The 16556-nt window shown below is 73.0% G+C and carries 15 protein-coding genes and 2 pseudogenes; 6 read left to right on the top strand and 11 right to left on the bottom strand.

The genetic code is table 11. From position 1 onward, the window contains the following. The 3 genes and pseudogenes from ACWD3D_RS20285 to ACWD3D_RS20295 all read right to left on the bottom strand — a co-directional run. Positions 1-98: pseudogene (locus tag ACWD3D_RS20285) on the bottom strand (30S ribosomal protein S16); the annotation flags it as partial. A gap of 89 nt (positions 99-187) precedes the next feature. Beyond that, positions 188-1447: pseudogene (locus ACWD3D_RS20290) on the bottom strand (MFS transporter); the annotation flags it as partial. A gap of 96 nt (positions 1448-1543) precedes the next feature. Beyond that, on the bottom strand, positions 1544-2740 hold the full coding sequence (locus tag ACWD3D_RS20295) for a M20 metallopeptidase family protein (RefSeq protein WP_451462227.1): 1197 nt from the start codon (positions 2738-2740) through the stop codon (positions 1544-1546). A gap of 59 nt (positions 2741-2799) precedes the next feature. On the opposite strand from ACWD3D_RS20295, the gene ACWD3D_RS20300 reads away from it, so the two are divergent. Beyond that, on the top strand, positions 2800-3948 hold the full coding sequence (locus ACWD3D_RS20300) for an Lrp/AsnC family transcriptional regulator (protein WP_451462228.1): 1149 nt from the start codon (positions 2800-2802) through the stop codon (positions 3946-3948). A 42-nt stretch (positions 3949-3990) separates the two neighbouring features. On the opposite strand, the gene ACWD3D_RS20305 is transcribed toward ACWD3D_RS20300, so the two are convergent. Next, positions 3991-4836: an LLM class F420-dependent oxidoreductase gene (locus tag ACWD3D_RS20305; protein WP_451462229.1), complete on the bottom strand. Its 846-nt coding sequence runs from the start codon at positions 4834-4836 to the stop codon at positions 3991-3993. Positions 4837-4946: 110 nt separating this feature from the next. Continuing rightward, entirely contained in the window at positions 4947-5327 is a 381-nt protein-coding gene (locus tag ACWD3D_RS20310) for a hypothetical protein (RefSeq protein WP_451462230.1), read from the bottom strand. Between the two features lie 284 nt (positions 5328-5611). Here ACWD3D_RS20310 and ACWD3D_RS20315 point away from each other — a divergent pair, with 284 nt between their 5' ends. After that, a complete protein-coding gene (locus tag ACWD3D_RS20315) occupies positions 5612-6058 on the top strand; it encodes a sel1 repeat family protein (protein WP_451462231.1) in 447 nt (148 codons plus the stop codon). A 50-nt stretch (positions 6059-6108) separates the two neighbouring features. Next, positions 6109-6561, top strand: coding sequence for a hypothetical protein (locus ACWD3D_RS20320; RefSeq protein WP_451462232.1), 453 nt, complete (start codon positions 6109-6111; stop codon positions 6559-6561). Positions 6562-6653: 92 nt separating this feature from the next. On the opposite strand, the gene ACWD3D_RS20325 is transcribed toward ACWD3D_RS20320, so the two are convergent. Beyond that, positions 6654-8585: an AMP-dependent synthetase/ligase gene (locus ACWD3D_RS20325; RefSeq protein ID WP_451462233.1), complete on the bottom strand. Its 1932-nt coding sequence runs from the start codon at positions 8583-8585 to the stop codon at positions 6654-6656. Positions 8586-8680: 95 nt separating this feature from the next. Continuing rightward, positions 8681-9952, bottom strand: coding sequence for an acetyl-CoA C-acetyltransferase (locus tag ACWD3D_RS20330; protein WP_451462240.1), 1272 nt, complete (start codon positions 9950-9952; stop codon positions 8681-8683). A 160-nt stretch (positions 9953-10112) separates the two neighbouring features. On the opposite strand from ACWD3D_RS20330, the gene ACWD3D_RS20335 reads away from it, so the two are divergent. The 3 genes from ACWD3D_RS20335 (at position 10113) to ACWD3D_RS20345 (ending at position 12771) form a co-directional block, all read left to right on the top strand. Further along, a complete protein-coding gene (locus tag ACWD3D_RS20335) occupies positions 10113-11438 on the top strand; it encodes a 3-oxoacyl-ACP reductase (RefSeq protein ID WP_451462234.1) in 1326 nt (441 codons plus the stop codon). 4 nt (positions 11439-11442) lie between these two features. Continuing rightward, positions 11443-12282, top strand: a complete 840-nt coding sequence (locus tag ACWD3D_RS20340) for a MaoC/PaaZ C-terminal domain-containing protein (RefSeq protein ID WP_451462235.1) — start codon at positions 11443-11445, stop codon at positions 12280-12282. A gap of 63 nt (positions 12283-12345) precedes the next feature. Beyond that, positions 12346-12771 (top strand): nuclear transport factor 2 family protein, encoded by a 426-nt coding sequence (locus tag ACWD3D_RS20345; RefSeq protein ID WP_451462236.1) that lies wholly within the window; start codon positions 12346-12348, stop codon positions 12769-12771. 33 nt (positions 12772-12804) lie between these two features. Here ACWD3D_RS20345 and ACWD3D_RS20350 read toward each other — a convergent pair whose 3' ends face one another. From ACWD3D_RS20350 to ACWD3D_RS20365, 4 genes are all read right to left on the bottom strand, one after another. Further along, positions 12805-13446 carry a TetR/AcrR family transcriptional regulator gene (locus ACWD3D_RS20350; RefSeq protein ID WP_451462237.1) on the bottom strand — a complete coding sequence of 214 codons (642 nt, stop codon included), beginning with the start codon at positions 13444-13446 and terminating at the stop codon, positions 12805-12807. Between the two features lie 160 nt (positions 13447-13606). Then, positions 13607-14956 carry a dicarboxylate/amino acid:cation symporter gene (locus ACWD3D_RS20355; RefSeq protein WP_451462238.1) on the bottom strand — a complete coding sequence of 450 codons (1350 nt, stop codon included), beginning with the start codon at positions 14954-14956 and terminating at the stop codon, positions 13607-13609. 433 nt (positions 14957-15389) lie between these two features. After that, the gene (locus ACWD3D_RS20360; RefSeq protein ID WP_328720069.1) at positions 15390-15683 is read right to left on the bottom strand and encodes a DUF4229 domain-containing protein; all 294 of its coding nucleotides are present in this window, start codon (positions 15681-15683) and stop codon (positions 15390-15392) included. A 180-nt stretch (positions 15684-15863) separates the two neighbouring features. Next, the gene (locus tag ACWD3D_RS20365; protein WP_451462239.1) at positions 15864-16388 is read right to left on the bottom strand and encodes an N-acetyltransferase family protein; all 525 of its coding nucleotides are present in this window, start codon (positions 16386-16388) and stop codon (positions 15864-15866) included. Positions 16389-16556: the final 168 nt, after the last annotated feature.

The following is a 16556-nucleotide window of genomic DNA, read 5'->3' on the forward strand; positions in this document are numbered from 1 at the left end:
TCACCGTCGGAGGTCAGAGCCTCGAACAGCGCGCGCTTGTCAGCCTTGGGCTCCGGCTGCAGCAGCGGCGCGGGGGCCGGGAGGCCCTTGTGGGCGCGGCGACCAGCCACACCGCCGTGTAGCCGCCCTCGCCCGGCTCCGAGGCGGCGTCCGCGCGGAACGCGCCGAGCAGGGAGGCGAACACCCCGCCCGCCACGGCACCGCCGAGCGTCTTCACGTTGTTGTAGAGGGCGGCGGCGATCCCCGTACGCCCGGGGTCCGAGGCCTCCACGATGACGGTCGGCATGGCGCCCAGCGCCAGTCCGACACCGAGACCGAGGAAGACGGAGCCGGCCGCCATCTGCCACAACTCCGCGTGCAGCAGACCGAACTGCAGGAAGGCCAGGGCGACCAGACCGAAGGCGGCCATGAGCGTCGGGCGGTAGCCGATCCGCTTCGCGAGAGCGGCCGTGGACAGCGAGCCGATGACGCTGCCGACCGCCGCGGGCAGTTGGGCCACCGAGATGGCGAGCGCGCCGAGCCCGAACCCGTACCCGACGGCCGCCGGATCGGCGGCGTAGAAGGTGGCGTTGGGGGTCTGGCTGCCGAAGTAGAAGACCCCGAAGAGGAAGGCCGCGCAGTAGAAGGGCGCGGTGGTCCGCACCGCCAACGCCCGCACGTCCACCAGGGGTTCGGCGGTACGCAGCTCGACCCGCACCCACCAGGCAAGCAGCGCGAGCCCCAGCAGTACCGGGCCGAGTACCCGCGGCGAGCCCCAGGAACCGTCCTCCGCGCCGGAGATCCCGGCGAGCAGGGCGACCATCGCGGTGCCGAGGAGCACGACTCCGGCCCGGTCGACGCGCCCGCCGGCCCTGTTCCGGGACTCCGGTACGGCGACGAAGGAGACCGGTACGCAGGCCGCCGCGAGGACGGCCGGGACCAGCAGGGTCAGCCGCAGGGAGCCGAAGGCGGAGTCCACGAGACCCATCACCACCCCGCCCGCCATGGCGCCGAGCGTCAGCGCACCGACGAGGCGGGCGATGGCCCGGCGCGCCTCGGCGACCGGCAGCCGGTCCCGTACGAGGGCGATCTCCAGCGGCAGCAGAGCCGCGATCGGGCCCTGGAGCACCCGGCCCGCCAGCAGCACCGGGTAGTCGGGCGCGAGGGCGACGGTCAGCGTGCCGGCCGCGATCAGCGCGAGCGCGATCCGGAGCATCCGGCGGTGGCCGTACAGATCGCCGAGCCGGCCGAACAGCGGGACGCACACCGCTGCGGCCAACAGCTGGACGGACACCACCCAGTTGAGGGCTGCCGAGCCGATGCCCAGATGGTCGGCGAGGTCGGGCAGCAGCGGCGAGAGCCCGACCTGGAGGAACCCGCTGGTCGCCTCGAAGAAGACGAGCAGACCGACGACGGCGGTGACCGAGGCGGTGGCGGGCGGCGGTGCGGGCGTGGCGGTGACGGCCATGGGCGGGCTCCTCCTGCGGGTACGGGGCGACAGTGACGCCGGAATGGGCCGGAAGACGGCGGGCGGGCCGCCGGGGCCCGTATCGGGTTCCGGGCCCTACACCTCGTGGCCGAGGCGACGCAGGGCCAGCCCGGCGAGCAGCGCGGCGGCGTGCGGCAGGGCGCCGTCGTCGTACACCGCCTGGGCGGAGTGGTTCATCGGGGCGGTGGCGGTGTCCACGCCGGGCGGGCAGGCGCCGAGCCCGACGAACGCGCCGGGCACCTCGCGCAGCACGAAGGAGAAGTCCTCGGCCCCGGCCATCGGCTTGGGCGCCTCGAAGGCGTGGTCGCGGCCGAGGATCCGCCGCGCGGTCTCCAGCGCGAACGCCGCCTCCTCGGCGTGGTTGACGGTCGGCGGATACTGGTCGACGTATTCAACGGTCGCCGTGACCCCGTGGGCGGCGGCCACCCCGTGCACGGTCCGCTCGACGGCGGCGCGGACGGTGGTGCGCGCGGCGTCGGAGAAGGTCCGCACGGTGGCCGAGAACCGCGCCTCCTCCGGGATGACGTTGGGCGCCGTACCGGCCTCGATCCGGCCCACGGTGACGACCGCCGGGTCGAAGATGTCCATCTCGCGGGTGACGAGGGTCTGGAACGCGGTGACCATCGCGCACATCGCGGGCACCGGGTCGGCGGCCAGGTGCGGCGAGGAACCGTGCCCGCCCCGGCCGTGCACGGTGACGTGGACGACGTCCGAGGCGGCGAGCATCGGGCCGGGCCGGGTGGCGGCGAAGCCGGTAGGCGCCCCGGTGGAGACCACGTGCAGGGCGTACGCGGCGACGACCCGCTCGCCCGCCGCGTCCAGCACCCCTTCCTCGATCATGATCTTCGCGCCGCCCTGGCCCTCCTCGCCGGGCTGGAACATGAACACCACGTCTCCGGCCAGTTCCGCGCGCCGGGCCGCGAGCAGCCGGGCCGCGCCGACCAGCCCGGTGACGTGCAGGTCGTGGCCACAGGCGTGCATCCGCCCGTCGAGCACGGAGGCGTACGGGAGGCCGGTGTCCTCCTGGACGGGGAGCCCGTCCATGTCACCGCGCAGCAGCACCGCCGGGCCGGGCAGTCCGCCGCGCAGCACGGCCGTCACGGAGCTGAGCCCTCGGCCCGGCGTGATCTCCAGCCCGAGGCCCTCCAACGCGTCCATGATCCGGCGCTGGGTGAGCGGGAGGTCGAGGCCGAGTTCGGGTTCCCGGTGCAGGGCGTGGCGGAGTTCGGTCAGCGCGGGAGCGAGGGCGTGGGCATCCTGGAGCAGAGACATGGGCGTATGGTGCGGAGCCGAGCACTCCCTTGATGATCATCCGCAGGAAAGCGGCGCCGATGAGGTCCTCCACGCAGGAATCCGCCACGAGCCCGGCCCCCGTACGCCACCCGGGCGCCGCCGCCGCTGATGCCCCGCTCGACGAGCTGGACTATCTGCTGATCACCGCCTTGCAGACCTCGCCCCGGGCGGAGTGGGCGCAGATCGGCAAGGCGCTCGGGGTGGACGGATCGACGGCCGCGCGCCGCTGGAACCGGCTCACCGAGGCCGGGCACGCCTGGCTGAGCTGCTACACCGTGGCGTCCGGGGTGACGCTGCCGATCATCGCGTTCATCGAGGTGGACTGCGCGGCGGGCGCCCTGCACGAGGTGGCGGCCCGGATCGCGGACGACCCGCACCTGATCACCATCGAGCACGTCACCGGCTCCCGCGACCTCGTCCTCACCGCGGCCTTCCCCGACCAGGCGATGCTGGCCCGGTACGTCGGCTTCCGGCTCGGCGCCCTGCCCGGCGTCGCCGCGACCCGTTCGCAGATCGCCACCGCCGTCCACACCGAGGGCAGCCGCTGGCGGCTCGACCGGCTCGATCCGGGCAGCCAGGACGTCCTGACGAAGGACCGGGGCCCGTCCCTGCCCCGCCGGGGCCTGACCGCCCCCGACGAGCTGGACCAGCGGCTCTACCTGCTGCTGAGCGAGGACTTCCGCCGGCCCGCCGCCCGGCTCGCCGAGCACCTGGGCGTGAGCCCGACCACCGTGCGCCGCCGGCTCGACCGGATGCACCGCGAGGACGCCCTCGTCTACCGCTGCGAAGTGGCCCGTTACCTCTCCGGCTGGCCCATCTCCGTGACCCTGTGGGGCATCGCCCCGGCCGCCGACACCGCACGGATCGCCTCCCAGCTCATCGGGATGCGCGAAACCCGCCTCTGCGCCTCCCTGTCCGGGCCGCACAACCTGATGCTGGCGGTGTGGCTGCGCTCGGCCGAGGAAATCGGTTCGTTCGAGGCCCGGTTGGCGGCCCGTTTCCCCGAACTGGTCGTCGCCGACCGGGCGGTGACCCTCTGGCCGCTCAAGCTGGCCGGTCACCTGCTGGACCCGCACGGCCGCCACATCCGGGGCGTTCCCGTCACCTTCTGGGAGGACCCCGGCGCCCACCGCGCCGAGGACGCCCTGCTGGAACGGCTGCGGGACGGCGGCGGCCCGAAGGCGTGAGCCCCCGCCGGAGCGTGGGGCCCCGCCGCCCGCACCCGTGCGTCAGAGGTACGCGGCGTACGCGTCGAGCGCCCGCAGCACCTCCGGCGCACCGGCCGAGGGCAGATGGGCCACGACCTCCTCGATGCCCAGCTCGGCGAAGTGCGCCAGCTTGCCGGGGGTCGGCACGACCGCGTACGGCACCACCTGGAGCTGCGCCGGATCGCGGCCCGCCTCCTCCCAGGCCGTACGCAGCCGCGGGATGGCCTCGGTGAGTCCGCTCCCGCCGATCGGCAGCCACCCGTCCGCGTGCCGCGCGATGTCCGCGAAGAGCTTCGGCCCGGCCGCGCCGCCGATGAGGGTGCGAGGACCGGTGACCGGTCCGCGCGCCTTCCGCACCGGCTTCGGGTACGCGATGCTGGCGCGTACGGACCCGAACTCACCTTCGTACGCGGTCGGTTCGTCCGCCCACAGTGCCCGCATCAGGGCCAGCCGGTCGCAGCCCCGGGCGCGCCGCGTCTTCCACTCGACGCCGTGGTCGGCGGCCTCCTCCACGTTCCAGCCGAAGCCGACGCCCAGGGTGAACCGGCCGCCGGAGAGGTGGTCGAGCGTGGCGATCTGCTTCGCCAGGTCGATCGGGTCGTGCTGCGCGACCAACGTGATCCCGGTCCCGAGCGCGAGCCGCTCGGTCACCGCCGCCGCCTGCCCGAGCGCGACGAACGGGTCCAGCGTCCTGCCGTACTCGACCGGCAGATCGCCGCCCGCCGGGTACGGGGTGTCCCGGCTCACCGGGATGTGGGTGTGCTCGGGCAGATAGAGCCCGGCGAAGCCGCGCTGCTCCAGCTCGCGGGCGAGCGCGACGGGCGCGATCGTCCGGTCGGTCAGGAAGATGGTGGTGGCGATCCGCATGCGGGGAGAACCTCCGTCGTGGGCCCGGCTGACGTGACGGGCCCCACGGTAGGGCGCGGCGGCGAAGACGGCACGGGGCCCGCACACACCGGTTCCCCGCGCACCCCGCGTCAGGCGGCCAGCGGGCCGAAGAGCGCCGCACCCACGGCGGCGAACAGCGGGGCGCCCCACACCGCCTGCCCGCGAGGGTGGCCTTTGGCCACGTACGCGAGCGCCGAAGCGGACAATGTCGACCACCAGACGCTCCGCGCCGCGTCACCCCAGCCGAAGTGGCCCGACCACACCGCCGCGACCGCGTACCCGACGGCCGCCGCCGGCAGGGCCCATGCGGAATGCGGCCCGAAGGGGTCCCACCTCGGGGACGAAGGGGCCCCCTTCGTGGACCGACGTCGGTCCCGGACGGACCGCACGACTGCGATGATCACCGACACGACGGCGACCGCGCCCCACAGGACGCGGGGCACGACGACGAAGGGGTCGAGGTCGCTCATGGACATCCTCACTGTTGCGCCCGGTCCGGCCGCGGCGGTCCCCGCCGTGACGGGCCGTCGGACAAAACGGGCGGACGCCCCGGCGGGGTCGAGGACGACGGCCCCGGGGACACGGCTTCGTGCGTCGTCCCGACGTATTGTTCTGGACCGGGGCCGGGCCGCGTGCGGCGGCCCCCGGAGCCGCCGTGGCGACGGCCGCCGCATCCGGACAGCCGTCCAGGGGTAGGGGCCCCTCCCACCGGGAAGAGTGCGGGTGGGCAGTGCTCGACCCGGGGGGGGTACGCATGGCATTCCTGCTGTTCGTCGCGGCGGCGGTCCTGAGCGTGATCGGGATGGCGACCGACAACGACGCGCTCTTCGAGGTCAGTTGGCTGGTCTGGCTGCTCGGCCTGCTGCTGGCGCTCCGCGCCTGGCGGCAGCACCGCAAGTACGGCACCCCGGAGAGGCTGGCAGCTGCCGCCGAGAGCGGCGACCTGCGCGCCCTGCGGTCGATCGCGCTGATGGCGAAGATCGGGGGCGACCTGGACGAGGCGGAACGTCTCTTCCGGCTGGGGGTGGACCGGAAGGACCCCGAGTCGATGTGGGAGATGGGCCGCCTGGTGGAGGCGCGCGACGGGCTGGCCGCGTCCGAGCCGTGGTTCCGGATGGCGGCCGAGCACGGGCACTTCTTCGCAAGGCGCTTCTTCCGGCCGGGGCACGCCCTCAACATGAGAGGCGACAATCCGCTGTAGGGGGCGGCGGCCGGACCGCCGTGACCTGCGCGGGAGTAGATTCACGGCTCATGACCACCAGGGGCGGTACCAACACGTGGGCGACGGCCGTTCTCTGGGCCGTGGTCACGGCGCTCTGCGCGGGTGCCACGGTCCTCACCCTGCTGATCGGTCTGGCGTACGTGGCTCCGCACGGCAGGGCCGAGAGGGTGACCGTGACCGCCTGTGCGGTCCACCGCGCCGGCAAGAGCGACTACGTCCGGTGCGAGGGAACCCTGCCCGACGGCACCCGGATCGTCGTGCAGGGCGCGGACCACGCGGGCCGGACCGTCGAAGCGGTGCGCGCGCCCTGGGGCCACTGGATCGTCCCGCGCACCGGCCTCCTCGCCCGGGCCGCCGCGGTGGCGGCCCCGCTGCTGCTGTTTCTGGCGACCGCCGCCTGCGGGGCCGCCGCGTTCCGGACCGCCCGCCGGGCCCGTGACCGGTCGACGGCCGGGCTGCTCCGGCCGGTCGGACTGCGCTGAGCGGAGGGGCGGGCGGGCGGGCAGGCAGGCAGGCGGGCAGGCGGGCGGGCGGGCGGGGGTATCGCACGCGGATTCGCCCTCCCGGCCCCGGCCTACTTCCGGTACATCTCCTCGATCTCCGCTGCGAAGTCCCGTGCCACCACGTCCCGTTTGAGCTTCAGCGAGGGCGTGAGCCGACCGTTCTCCTCGGTGAAGTCGGCGGGCAGCACGGTGAACTTACGGATCGACTCGGCCCGCGAGACGAGGCTGTTGGCCTCGTCCACCGCATGCTGGATCGTCTCCCTGAGCTCCGGGTCGTGGACCAGCTCACGCACCGGGACGCCCTGCTTCTTCTTCATCTGCCGCCAGTGCGCGAGCCCGTCCTCCTCCAGGGTGATCAGCGCGGTGATGAAGGAGCGGTTGTCGCCGACGACCATGCACTGACCGACCAGCGGATGGGCGCGCAGCCAGTCCTCCAGCGGGGCCGGGATGACGTTCTTGCCGCCCGAGGTGATGATGATGTCCTTCTTGCGGCCGGTGATGGTGAGGTAGCCGTCGTCGTCGAGCGCCCCGAGGTCACCGGTGGCGAACCAGCCGCCGTCGAGCACCGGCACGGACGCGCCGCGCCGCGCGTCCCAGTAGCCGTGGAAGACCTGGCCGCCCCGGAGCAGCACCTCACCGTCGTCTGCGATCCGCACGGCACCGCCGGGCAGCGGCCAGCCGACCGTCCCCAGGCGGGGCTTGAGCGGTGGGGTCACCGTGTGGGCGGCGGTGGTCTCGGTGAGGCCGTACCCCTCGAAGATCTCGATGCCGGCGCCCGCGTAGAAGGAGGCGAGCCGGCGGCCGAGCGGGGATCCGCCGCAGATGACGTACCGGACGTGGCCGCCGAGGGCGGCGCGGATGCGGCGGTAGACCAGCGGGTCGTAGAGCTTGCGGGCCATCCTCAGGGCCTTGCCGGGTCCCGGGCCTGTGCCGTGTTCGGCGGCCTCGACCGCCTGGCCGTACCGCTGGGCGATCCCGGCGGCCCGGTCGAAGGAGGAGGCGCGGCCCATCTTCTCGGCGGTGGCCCGTCCGGTGTTGAAGACTTTCTCCAGGACGTACGGGATCGCCAGCAGGAACGACGGCTTGAAGCCGGCCAGATCCTCCAGCAGGTCCTCGGTGCGGATCGAGGGGGCGTGCCCGAGCCGGACCCGGGCGCGCAGACAGCCGACCGCGACCATCCGGCCGAAGACATGGCTGAGCGGCAGGAACAGCAGTGTCGAAGCCGGGTACTTGGAGACCGACTTGAAGACCGGGTGCAGCAGTTCGATGGCGTTGTCGACCTCGGCGAAGAAGTTGCCGTGGGTGAGCACGCACCCCTTGGGGCGGCCGGTGGTGCCCGAGGTGTAGATGAGGGTGGCGGCGTTGTCCGGGCTCAGCAGGGCGCGGCGTTCGTCCACCGCGGTGTCGGGCACGCCCGCGCCCGCCGCCTTGAGCCGGCCGAGTGCCCCGGTGTCCAGCTGCCACAGATGGACCAGGCCGCCGAGCTCCTTGCGCTCCTGGCTGACGATCCGCGCCTGCTCCTTCCCCTCGACCGCGCAGGCCTGCGCACCGGAGTCCTGGAGGATCCAGCGCACCTGGTACGCCGAGGACGTCGGGTAGACGGGCACGGTGACGAGCGCGGCGGCCCAGGCGGCGAAGTCGAGCAGCGTCCACTCGTACGTCGTGCGGGCCATGATCGCGATCCGGGCGCCGGGCTGGAACCCCTCCGCGATCAGGCCCTTGGCGACGGCGCGCACCTCGTCGGCGAACTCGCGGGCGGTCACGTCCCGCCAACTGCCGTCCTCCTGCTTGCGGCTGAGGACCGCGTCCGAGGGTGCCTCGCGCGCGTTGTCGAAGGGGATGTCGGCGAGCGAGCCGTGCCGGACGGGCGGCGCGAACGCGGGTACGGAAGCCTCCCGCACCCGGCCGGCCGCGTCGCGCAGGATGAGCGGGGGGACCAGGACGGGCGGCCCGGCGGGTCCGGTGTTCGCCGGGGATGCGGGCGGGGCGGGGGGCGTGGACACGTGCGGCTCCTCGGGCGGGGGACGGTGGCGGGCGGTCACGGGGTGGGTCCGGGAGGTGAACAGCCCCTGTTGCCGGGGCCGTTCGCGTACAGCCGTCAGGGCCGTTCGAGGATCGCCGTCACCCCCAGGCCACCGGCCGCGCAGATCGAGACCAGTCCGCGCCCCGGCCCTTCGCGCTCCGCGAGCAGCTTGGCGAGGGTGGCGACGATCCGTGCGCCGGTCGCCGCGAACGGGTGGCCGGTGGCGAGCGAGGAACCGGCCACGTTGAGCTTCTCCCGGTCGACGGGGCCGAGGCCCCGCTGCTGCCAGGCGGCGAGCGTGGCCAGCACCTGCGAGGCGAACGCCTCGTGCACCTCGAACAGGTCGAAGTCCGCGAAGGTCAGCCCGGCCCGCTCCAGCAGCCGGGGCACCGCGTACGCCGGGGCCATCAGCAGGCCGTCCTCGGCGTTCTCCCCGTGCACGTGGTCCACGGCGGCACTCTCGTACAGCGAGAGGTACGCCAGCGGCTCCAGCCCGCGCGCCCGGGCCCACTCCTCGCTCGCCAGCAGCACGGTGGCGGCACCGTCGGTGAGCGGGGTGGAGTTCCCGGCGGTCATCGTCGCGCCGGGCTCACCGGTCCCGAACACCGGCTTGAGCTTGGCAAGTTTCTCGACGGTGGAGCCGGGCCGCAGGTTCTGGTCCCGCTCCAGACCGAGGTACGGGACGACGAGGTCGTCCAGGAACCCCCGGTCGTACGCGGCGGCCAGCCGCTGGTGGCTGGTCGCGGCCAGGACGTCCTGGTCCTCGCGGGTGATGCCCCAGCGGCGGGCGGTGACCGCCGCGTGCTCGCCCATCGAAAGGCCGGTGCGGGGTTCGGCGTTGCGCGGGGCGTCGGGGACGAGGTGGCGGGGGCGGACCGCCGCGAGCGCCCTGATCCGGGCGGCGTTGCCCTTGGCCCGGCGGGCGCTCAGCAGGATGCGGCGCAGTTCGTCGTTGACGCCGAGCGGGGCGTCGCTCGCGGTGTCCGCGCCTCCCGCGATGCCCGAGTCGATCGCCCCGAGGGTGATCTTGTTGGCGACGGCGATGACGGCCTGGAGCCCGGTGCCGCACGCCTGCTGGAGGTCGTACGCCGGGGTGCGGGGGTCCAGCCGGGAGCCGAGCACGGTCTCACGGGCGAGGTTGAAGTCGCGGCTGTGCTTGAGGACGGCACCGGCGGCGAACTCGCCCACCCGCTGCCCGGCCAGGCCGAACCGCTCGACCAGCCCGTCGAGGGCGGCGGTGAGCATCAGCTGGTTGGACGCCTCGGCGTAGGGGCCGTCCGAGCGGGCGAACGGGATGCGACTGCCGCCGAGGATCGCGACCCGGCGCGGCTGGGGGAGGGGGATCATCGCTGCCCTCTCGTCCCGGCCGTCGCGGGACGCCGCCGTGCCGCCGGGCGCGGGGCGGGAGTTCGCGGGCACGACCTGAGGCGGTTCATCTCGACCAGCTCCTGACTCTTGAGTAACCTTACTCTGGAGTAAATCTAAGACCGAGCAGGGAGTCTGGACAATGGCCGACCGCTATCTGCACCTGACCGGCACAGCCCCCGGCCGTTTCCTCACCCGTCGTCTGGGTCTCCCCCAGCCCGCGCCGCTGCGCCGCTGGTCCCTGGAGACGCCCACGCTGGACGGGCCGGTACTGCACCTCACGGCGGGCGAACCCGCCGTCCCGGGCGAGGTCGGCGAGACGCTCGCCCGTCTGGGGCTCCCGGTGGTGGAGCGGGAGCAGGCGTCCCGCCCCGCCGGGATCGTGGTGGACGCGACGGGCATCGCCTCCGCGACCGGGCTCGCCGCCCTCCACGCGGCCCTGCACCCCGTCGTCCGCTCGCTCGCCCGCGGCGGCCGGATCGTCGTCCTCGGTACGGCTCCGTCCCCCGAGGACCACCACCAGGCCGCCGCGCAGCAGGCGTTGGAGGGGTTCGTCCGGTCGCTCGGCAAGGAGATCGGCCGGGGCGCCACCGTGCAGCTGGTACGGATCGTCCCGGGCGCCGCCGCGTCCGCCGAGTCCACCCTGCGCTTCCTGCTCTCGCCCCGGTCCGCCTACGTCAGCGGCCAGGTCGTCGAGGTGACCGACGCGTCCCCCGACCGGGTCGCCGACTGGTTCGCCCCGCTGTCCGGCCGCACCGCCCTGGTCACCGGGTCCGCGCGGGGCATCGGCGAGGCCGTCGCCTCCGTGCTGGCCCGGGACGGCGCCCGGGTGATCTGCCTCGACGTCCCCCAGGCCGAGGACGACCTGGTGCGCACGGCCGACCGGCTCGGCGCCGTCGCGCTGGCGCTGGACATCACCGCTCCGGACGCCGCCGAGCGCATGGCGGCGGCGGTCCCGGACGGGCTCGACGTCCTCGTGCACAACGCCGGCATCACCCGGGACCGTCGGCTCGCCAACATGGCGGCCGACCGCTGGGCCTCCGTGATCGACGTCAACCTCGACTCGGTGCTGCGGACCACGGACGCGCTCCTCAAGGCGGGCACCCTCAACCGGGGTGGCCGGATCGTCGCCACCGCCTCCATCGCGGGCATCGCCGGCAACAACGGGCAGACCAACTACGCGGCGAGCAAGGCGGGCATCATCGGCCTCGTCCGCTCGCTGGCCCCCCGGGCCGCCGCCGAGCACGGAGTCACGGTCAACGCGGTCGCCCCCGGATTCATCGAGACGAAGATGACCGCGGCCGTGCCGCTCTTCATCCGTGAGGCGGGCCGTCGCATGAACTCCCTCTCCCAGGGCGGACTTCCGGTGGACGTGGCCGAGACCACCGCCTGGTTCGCGCAGCCCGCCTCCACCGCCGTCAACGGCCAGGTGGTCCGCGTCTGCGGCCAGAGCCTGTTGGGGGCGTGAACCGGTGGCCGACCTCGAACTCGCCCTCCTGCGCGGCGCTCTGACCTCACCGCTCAAGCGCCCCGGGCGCCCCGGAACACGGCTCCCGACGACCCGGATCGCACGTCCCGGATCACCCGCGCCCGCCGAACTCCTCGCGCGCTACCGCCGGATCTGCCGCTTCCCCGCCACCGGCCCGCTCCCCCTGACCTATCCGCACGTGCTGGCCTTCCCGCTCGCGATGCGGCTGATGACAGCACGGTCGTTCCCGCTGCCGGTCCTCGGCCTCGTCCACACCTGGATCGAGATCACCTCCCACCGACCGGTCCACCCCGAGGAGCCCCTCCAACTGACGGTCCACGCGGAGAGCTTGTCGCCGCATCGGCGTGGGACGGAGGTCACCGTGGTGACGGAGGCCCGGGTCGCGGGCGAGCCGGTGTGGGAGTCCCGCAGCGGATACCTCGCCCGCCACGCCGTACGGGGAGCCCCCGCGGACCCCGCTCCGGCACCCGCCCCCCTCCCCGGCCTGCCCGCCGTCGCCGAGTGGCGGCTCACCGGCGACCTGGGGCGGCGGTACGGCGCCGCGTCCGGGGACCGCAACCCGATCCATCTCCACCCGCTCACCGCCCGCCTGTTCGGCTTCCCCCGGGCCATCGCGCACGGGATGTGGACCGTCGCCCGGTGCCTCGCCGAGGCGGAGGGCGCCGAGCACATCCGTACCGTACGGGCGGAGTTCCGGGCCCCGGTGCTGCTGCCGGGCACGGTGACGTACGCGGCGGACGGCTCGGGCACGAGGTTCCAGCTGCGCGGCGGACCGGACAGTGACCGGGTCCACCTCACGGGTGCGGTGACCCGGGACGTGTGATCCCGTACGGTACGACCCCACAGGGCACGACCTGCACGAACCGCACGACCACCAGGAGGAACCGTGGAGACCGCCGACCGCTTCCAGGCCGCCGTGGAGAAGGGTGAACTCGCCGCGATCGAGCCCCTGTTCGCCGACGACGTCCGCCTCTACAGCCCGGTGAAGTTCACCCCCTTCGACGGCAAGCCCCAGGTACTCGGGCTCTTCGGAGTACTGCTCCGGGTCTTCGAGGGCTTCCACTACGTCGGCCGCTACGAGGGCGCGGCCGAGACCAGCGCCGACGGCACCGAGGCCCCCTCGGAGGTCCTGCTCTTCCGGGCCACCGTGGACGGCGTCCAGATCCACGGAATCGACCTGCTCCACTACGACGAGGCCGGTCTGATCAAGGAATTCACCGTGATGGTGCGCCCCCAGTCCGCCGTACAGGCGCTGGGCAAGGCCGTGTACGCGGGCCTGGTCGCCGACGGGCTCGTCCCGGAAGCCTCCTGAGGGCGCCGGGGGCGCGCCCCGCCCCGCGCCGCATCAGGCCGGCGGCTGCCAGGGGCGCCCGTGCATGAGGCTCTCCAGGCCCGCCCAGGAGAAGTTCATCAAGGTGGCCGCCGCTTCCCGGGCCGAGACGCCCGGGGTCTCGTTGGCCCAGCCCGCGAGCGCCTCCGCGGCGCCCACGAGCGCCTGCGCGAGGCCCACCACGTCCCGGTCGGGCAGCGCGGGATCGTGGTGCGCCTCCCGGGCGGCGGCGCCGATGAGCCCGGTCACGAAGGCGACGATCTCGTCCCGCATCGTGGTGATCTCCGAGGCGAACGGCTCCCCGTGCGTACGCGCCTGGCGGTGCAACACCGCCCAGCCGTCCGGGTTCTCGGCGGTGTGGACGAAGAAGGCGTGCAGCCCGTCCCAGAGTTGGCGGTCGGCCGGCAGGCCCGGCTCGACCCCCGCCTGAACCGCGTCCACCAGCGCCTTCGCCTCGCGGCGGATGCACGCGGTGAAGAGCTCCTCCTTGGAGTTCAGGTACAGGTAGACCAGCGGCTTCGACACACCGGCGAGTTCCGCGATCTCGTCCATCGAGGCCGCGCGGTAGCCGCGCTGCCCGAAGATCTGTACCGCCGCGTCCATCATCTGCTGCTCACGCACGGCGCGTGGCATCCGCTTGCTCTTCACCGCATCCATGTCGGACTTCCTTCCGCCCCCGCAGCCTTACTCCCGAGTAAGGGTACGGGGAACCGGGCGGTCCCCTCGGCGCGCAGGGCCCCAAAACGGCGCGGGGGCGCCCGGTCCCGAAGGACCGGACGCCCCTGCGTCAGGTGGTGTGCCGTGCCGGCGAGCGGCGTCAGGCGGCGACGGGGACCCGCACGGGCTCCTCGTCGAGGGCCTCGATCTCGTCCACCGGCGAGGCCGACGCGGAGGCGTACTTGTCGAGGTCGAGGATCTTCTCCCGGGCCGAGACGATCACCGGGACCAGCGCCTGGCCGGCCACGTTGGTGGCGGTGCGCATCATGTCGAGGATCGGGTCGATGGCCATGAGCAGGCCGACGCCCTCCAGCGGGAGACCCAGCGTCGAGAGGGTCAGCGTCAGCATGACGGTCGCGCCGGTGAGGCCGGCGGTGGCGGCCGAACCGATGACCGAGACGAACGCGATCAGGATGTAGTCACCGACACCGAGCTGCACGTCGAAGATCTGCGCGATGAAGATCGCGGCCAGCGACGGGTAGATCGCGGCGCAGCCGTCCATCTTGGTGGTGGCGCCGAACGGCACGGCGAAGGAGGCGTACGCCTTCGGGACGCCGAGGCGCTCGGTGACCTTCTGGGTGACGGGCATGGTGCCCACCGAGGAGCGGGAGACGAACGCCAGCTGGATCGCGGGCCAGGCGCCCTTGAAGAACTGGAGCGGGCTGACCTTGGCGACGGTGGCGAGCAGCAGCGGGTAGACGCCGAACAGCACCAGGGCGCAGCCGACGTAGACGTCGGCGGTGAAGGTGGCGTACTTGCCGATGAGGTCCCAGCCGTAGTCGGCGATGGCGTAGCCGATGAGGCCGACGGTGCCGAGCGGGGCGAGGCGGATGACCCACCACAGGGCCTTCTGGAGCAGCTCCAGGATCGACTCGCTGAGGGTGAGGATCGGCTGGGCCTTCTCGCCGAGCTTCAGGGCGGCGATGCCGGCGACGGCGGCCATGAAGACGATCTGGAGGACGTTCAGCTCGGTGAACGGCGTGATCACGTCGGTCGGGACGATGCCGGTGAGGAAGTCGAGCCAGGAGCCGGCGTGCTCGGGCTTGAGGCCGTCCTTGGGCGTGAGGCCGGTGCCGGAGCCCGGGTTGGTGATCAGGCCGATGGCGAGACCGATGGCCACCGCGATCAGCGAGGTGATCATGAACCAGAGCAGGGTGCGGGTGGCGAGCCGGGCCGCGTTGTTGACCTTGCGGAGGTTGGTGATCGACACCAGGATCGCGAAGAAGACGAGCGGCGCGACGGCCAGCTTCAGCAGCTGGACGAAGATGTGGCCGATCTTGTCGAGCGTGGTGTAGAGCCACGCGACGTCGTAACTGCGGGTGATCCAGCCGAGGACGACACCGAGGACCAGACCGGCGACGATCTGGGCCCAGAAGGGCACGTTCGGTATACGGAAACCGGAGCTCTTGGGCTCGGCGGTCTCCGTGGTGGGCGCGGAGTTCGCGGACACGGACACACTCCAGAGAGGACGCGGCGTACGCGCGAGGGCGCTCGTACGCGGGAAAGGTGTGGGGACGGAAGGCGGCGTCCTCGCCGGGAGGCGGCGCCGCTGCGTGTTGTCGGGTCAGACGCGACAACAGGCCGCGGTCGTGCGGCGGCAGAGATCGACGTGCAGGCGCGCCACGAGCGGGACGCCCGGGGCGTAGCGGATTCGCACTGCTGTCTTCATGTCATTCACGTTAACACCGCGACTTTGAGGCCCTCAAAGTCTTTCTATGACCACCCGTCCCGCCGCGCGCGACGCATAAGCAGCGGATAAAAACGTCAAAGACCCCGGTTCCGGAGCGACTTGCTCCGGACCGGGGCCCGATGTGCGACGCGCCCGAGGGGCGTCGGTGTGGCGAAGGTCACGTCCCGACTTCCGGCGGAACGTGAACCGCGCCCTACTGGACGGCGTCCTCGCGCGTGCGGTTCGCCTCCAGGCGGGACTTGGCACGGCTCACCTTGTCGACGACCTGGGCGGACATCTCGTCGCGCTGCTTGCGCAGCAGGACGTAGCTCAGGGGGGCGGACAGCACCAGCCCGAGCAGCACGACCCAGACGACGTTGGAACCGCCGACGCCGGAGGGGATCACTCCGAAGTGGACCGCCACCCCGGAGACGAAGAAGCAGGCGACGAAAATCAGCAGTCGCAGCGCGGAGTACCGGATCGTTGCGCTCGGCTTGGCAGCGGACACGGCTGAACCTCTCTCTACGTACGACGGTGATGCGATCCTGCCCGACCAGTGAAGCATGCCCCGAAATCGTTCGGTTCACGGGGCCGCCGCGAGCGACCGCGCGCCCCGCGCACCCCCGGCTGAACTGCAAGAACGTGCCGGGCCCCGACCCCTGCGCGGCCGATGGAGCCGGCCGAGCGGTCAGAGGAGCGGGAGCAGCATGGTGATGTCGTCCCGGTCGTCGCCCTCGGCGACCCGGATCGCGCCCGGCACCCGGCCCACCTCCTTGTAGCCGCAGCTTCCGTAGAAGCGGTCCACCCCGGTGCCGCCCCGGCAGGTGAGCCGGATGGCCTCGATGCCGTCGGTCCCGCGCGCCGCGTCGGCCGCCGCCTCCATGAGGTCGCGCCCGTATCCCTTGCCCTGGTGGGAGGGGTGGACCATCACGGTGTAGAGCCAGAGCCAATGCCTCATCAGCCGGTGGGTGTTGTGGGTGAGGAAGGCCGTCGCCGCCACCGTGCCCTCCTCGTCCCGGCCGACGAGCAGCCGGGTACGGCCCTCGACGATCGCGGTGAGGTGCTTGAGCAGCTCGGGGCGGATGTCCTCGGTGGTGACCGGCGGCACGAAGCCGACCGAACCGCCCGCGTTGGAGACGTCGGTCCAGAGCGTCAGGATGCCGTCGCGCAGCTCGGAGTCGAAGGCGGGGTCCAGGGTGAAGGTAAGAGGCATGGGTCAAGATTAACCATTACACCCGGGCGACCTCAACCGGCTTGACGGACGAGGACGGGAACGCCGAAGGGCCTCGGCGGCAGGTGGGTCGGCGTCCTCGCAGGTCGGGGTGATTGTCAGTGGCGGGGTCCAGACTCGTTCCATGACTGCAGAGATGGGCGCGGGCAC

The organism is Streptomyces sp. NPDC002690 (assembly GCF_053592415.1).

What these genes read in the sequence shown, in the direction of transcription:
- ACWD3D_RS20295 (WP_451462227.1), bottom strand. Translation starts at nt 2,740, where the DNA reads ATGTCTCTGCTCCAGGATGCCCACGCCCTCGCTCCCGCGCTGACCGAA.
- ACWD3D_RS20300 (WP_451462228.1), top strand. Translation starts at nt 2,800, where the DNA reads ATGAGGTCCTCCACGCAGGAATCCGCCACGAGCCCGGCCCCCGTACGC.
- ACWD3D_RS20305 (WP_451462229.1), bottom strand. Translation starts at nt 4,836, where the DNA reads ATGCGGATCGCCACCACCATCTTCCTGACCGACCGGACGATCGCGCCC.
- ACWD3D_RS20310 (WP_451462230.1), bottom strand. Translation starts at nt 5,327, where the DNA reads ATGAGCGACCTCGACCCCTTCGTCGTCGTGCCCCGCGTCCTGTGGGGC.
- ACWD3D_RS20315 (WP_451462231.1), top strand. Translation starts at nt 5,612, where the DNA reads ATGGCATTCCTGCTGTTCGTCGCGGCGGCGGTCCTGAGCGTGATCGGG.
- ACWD3D_RS20320 (WP_451462232.1), top strand. Translation starts at nt 6,109, where the DNA reads ATGACCACCAGGGGCGGTACCAACACGTGGGCGACGGCCGTTCTCTGG.
- ACWD3D_RS20330 (WP_451462240.1), bottom strand. Translation starts at nt 9,952, where the DNA reads ATGATCCCCCTCCCCCAGCCGCGCCGGGTCGCGATCCTCGGCGGCAGT.
- ACWD3D_RS20335 (WP_451462234.1), top strand. Translation starts at nt 10,113, where the DNA reads ATGGCCGACCGCTATCTGCACCTGACCGGCACAGCCCCCGGCCGTTTC.
- ACWD3D_RS20350 (WP_451462237.1), bottom strand. Translation starts at nt 13,446, where the DNA reads ATGGATGCGGTGAAGAGCAAGCGGATGCCACGCGCCGTGCGTGAGCAG.
- ACWD3D_RS20365 (WP_451462239.1), bottom strand. Translation starts at nt 16,388, where the DNA reads ATGCCTCTTACCTTCACCCTGGACCCCGCCTTCGACTCCGAGCTGCGC.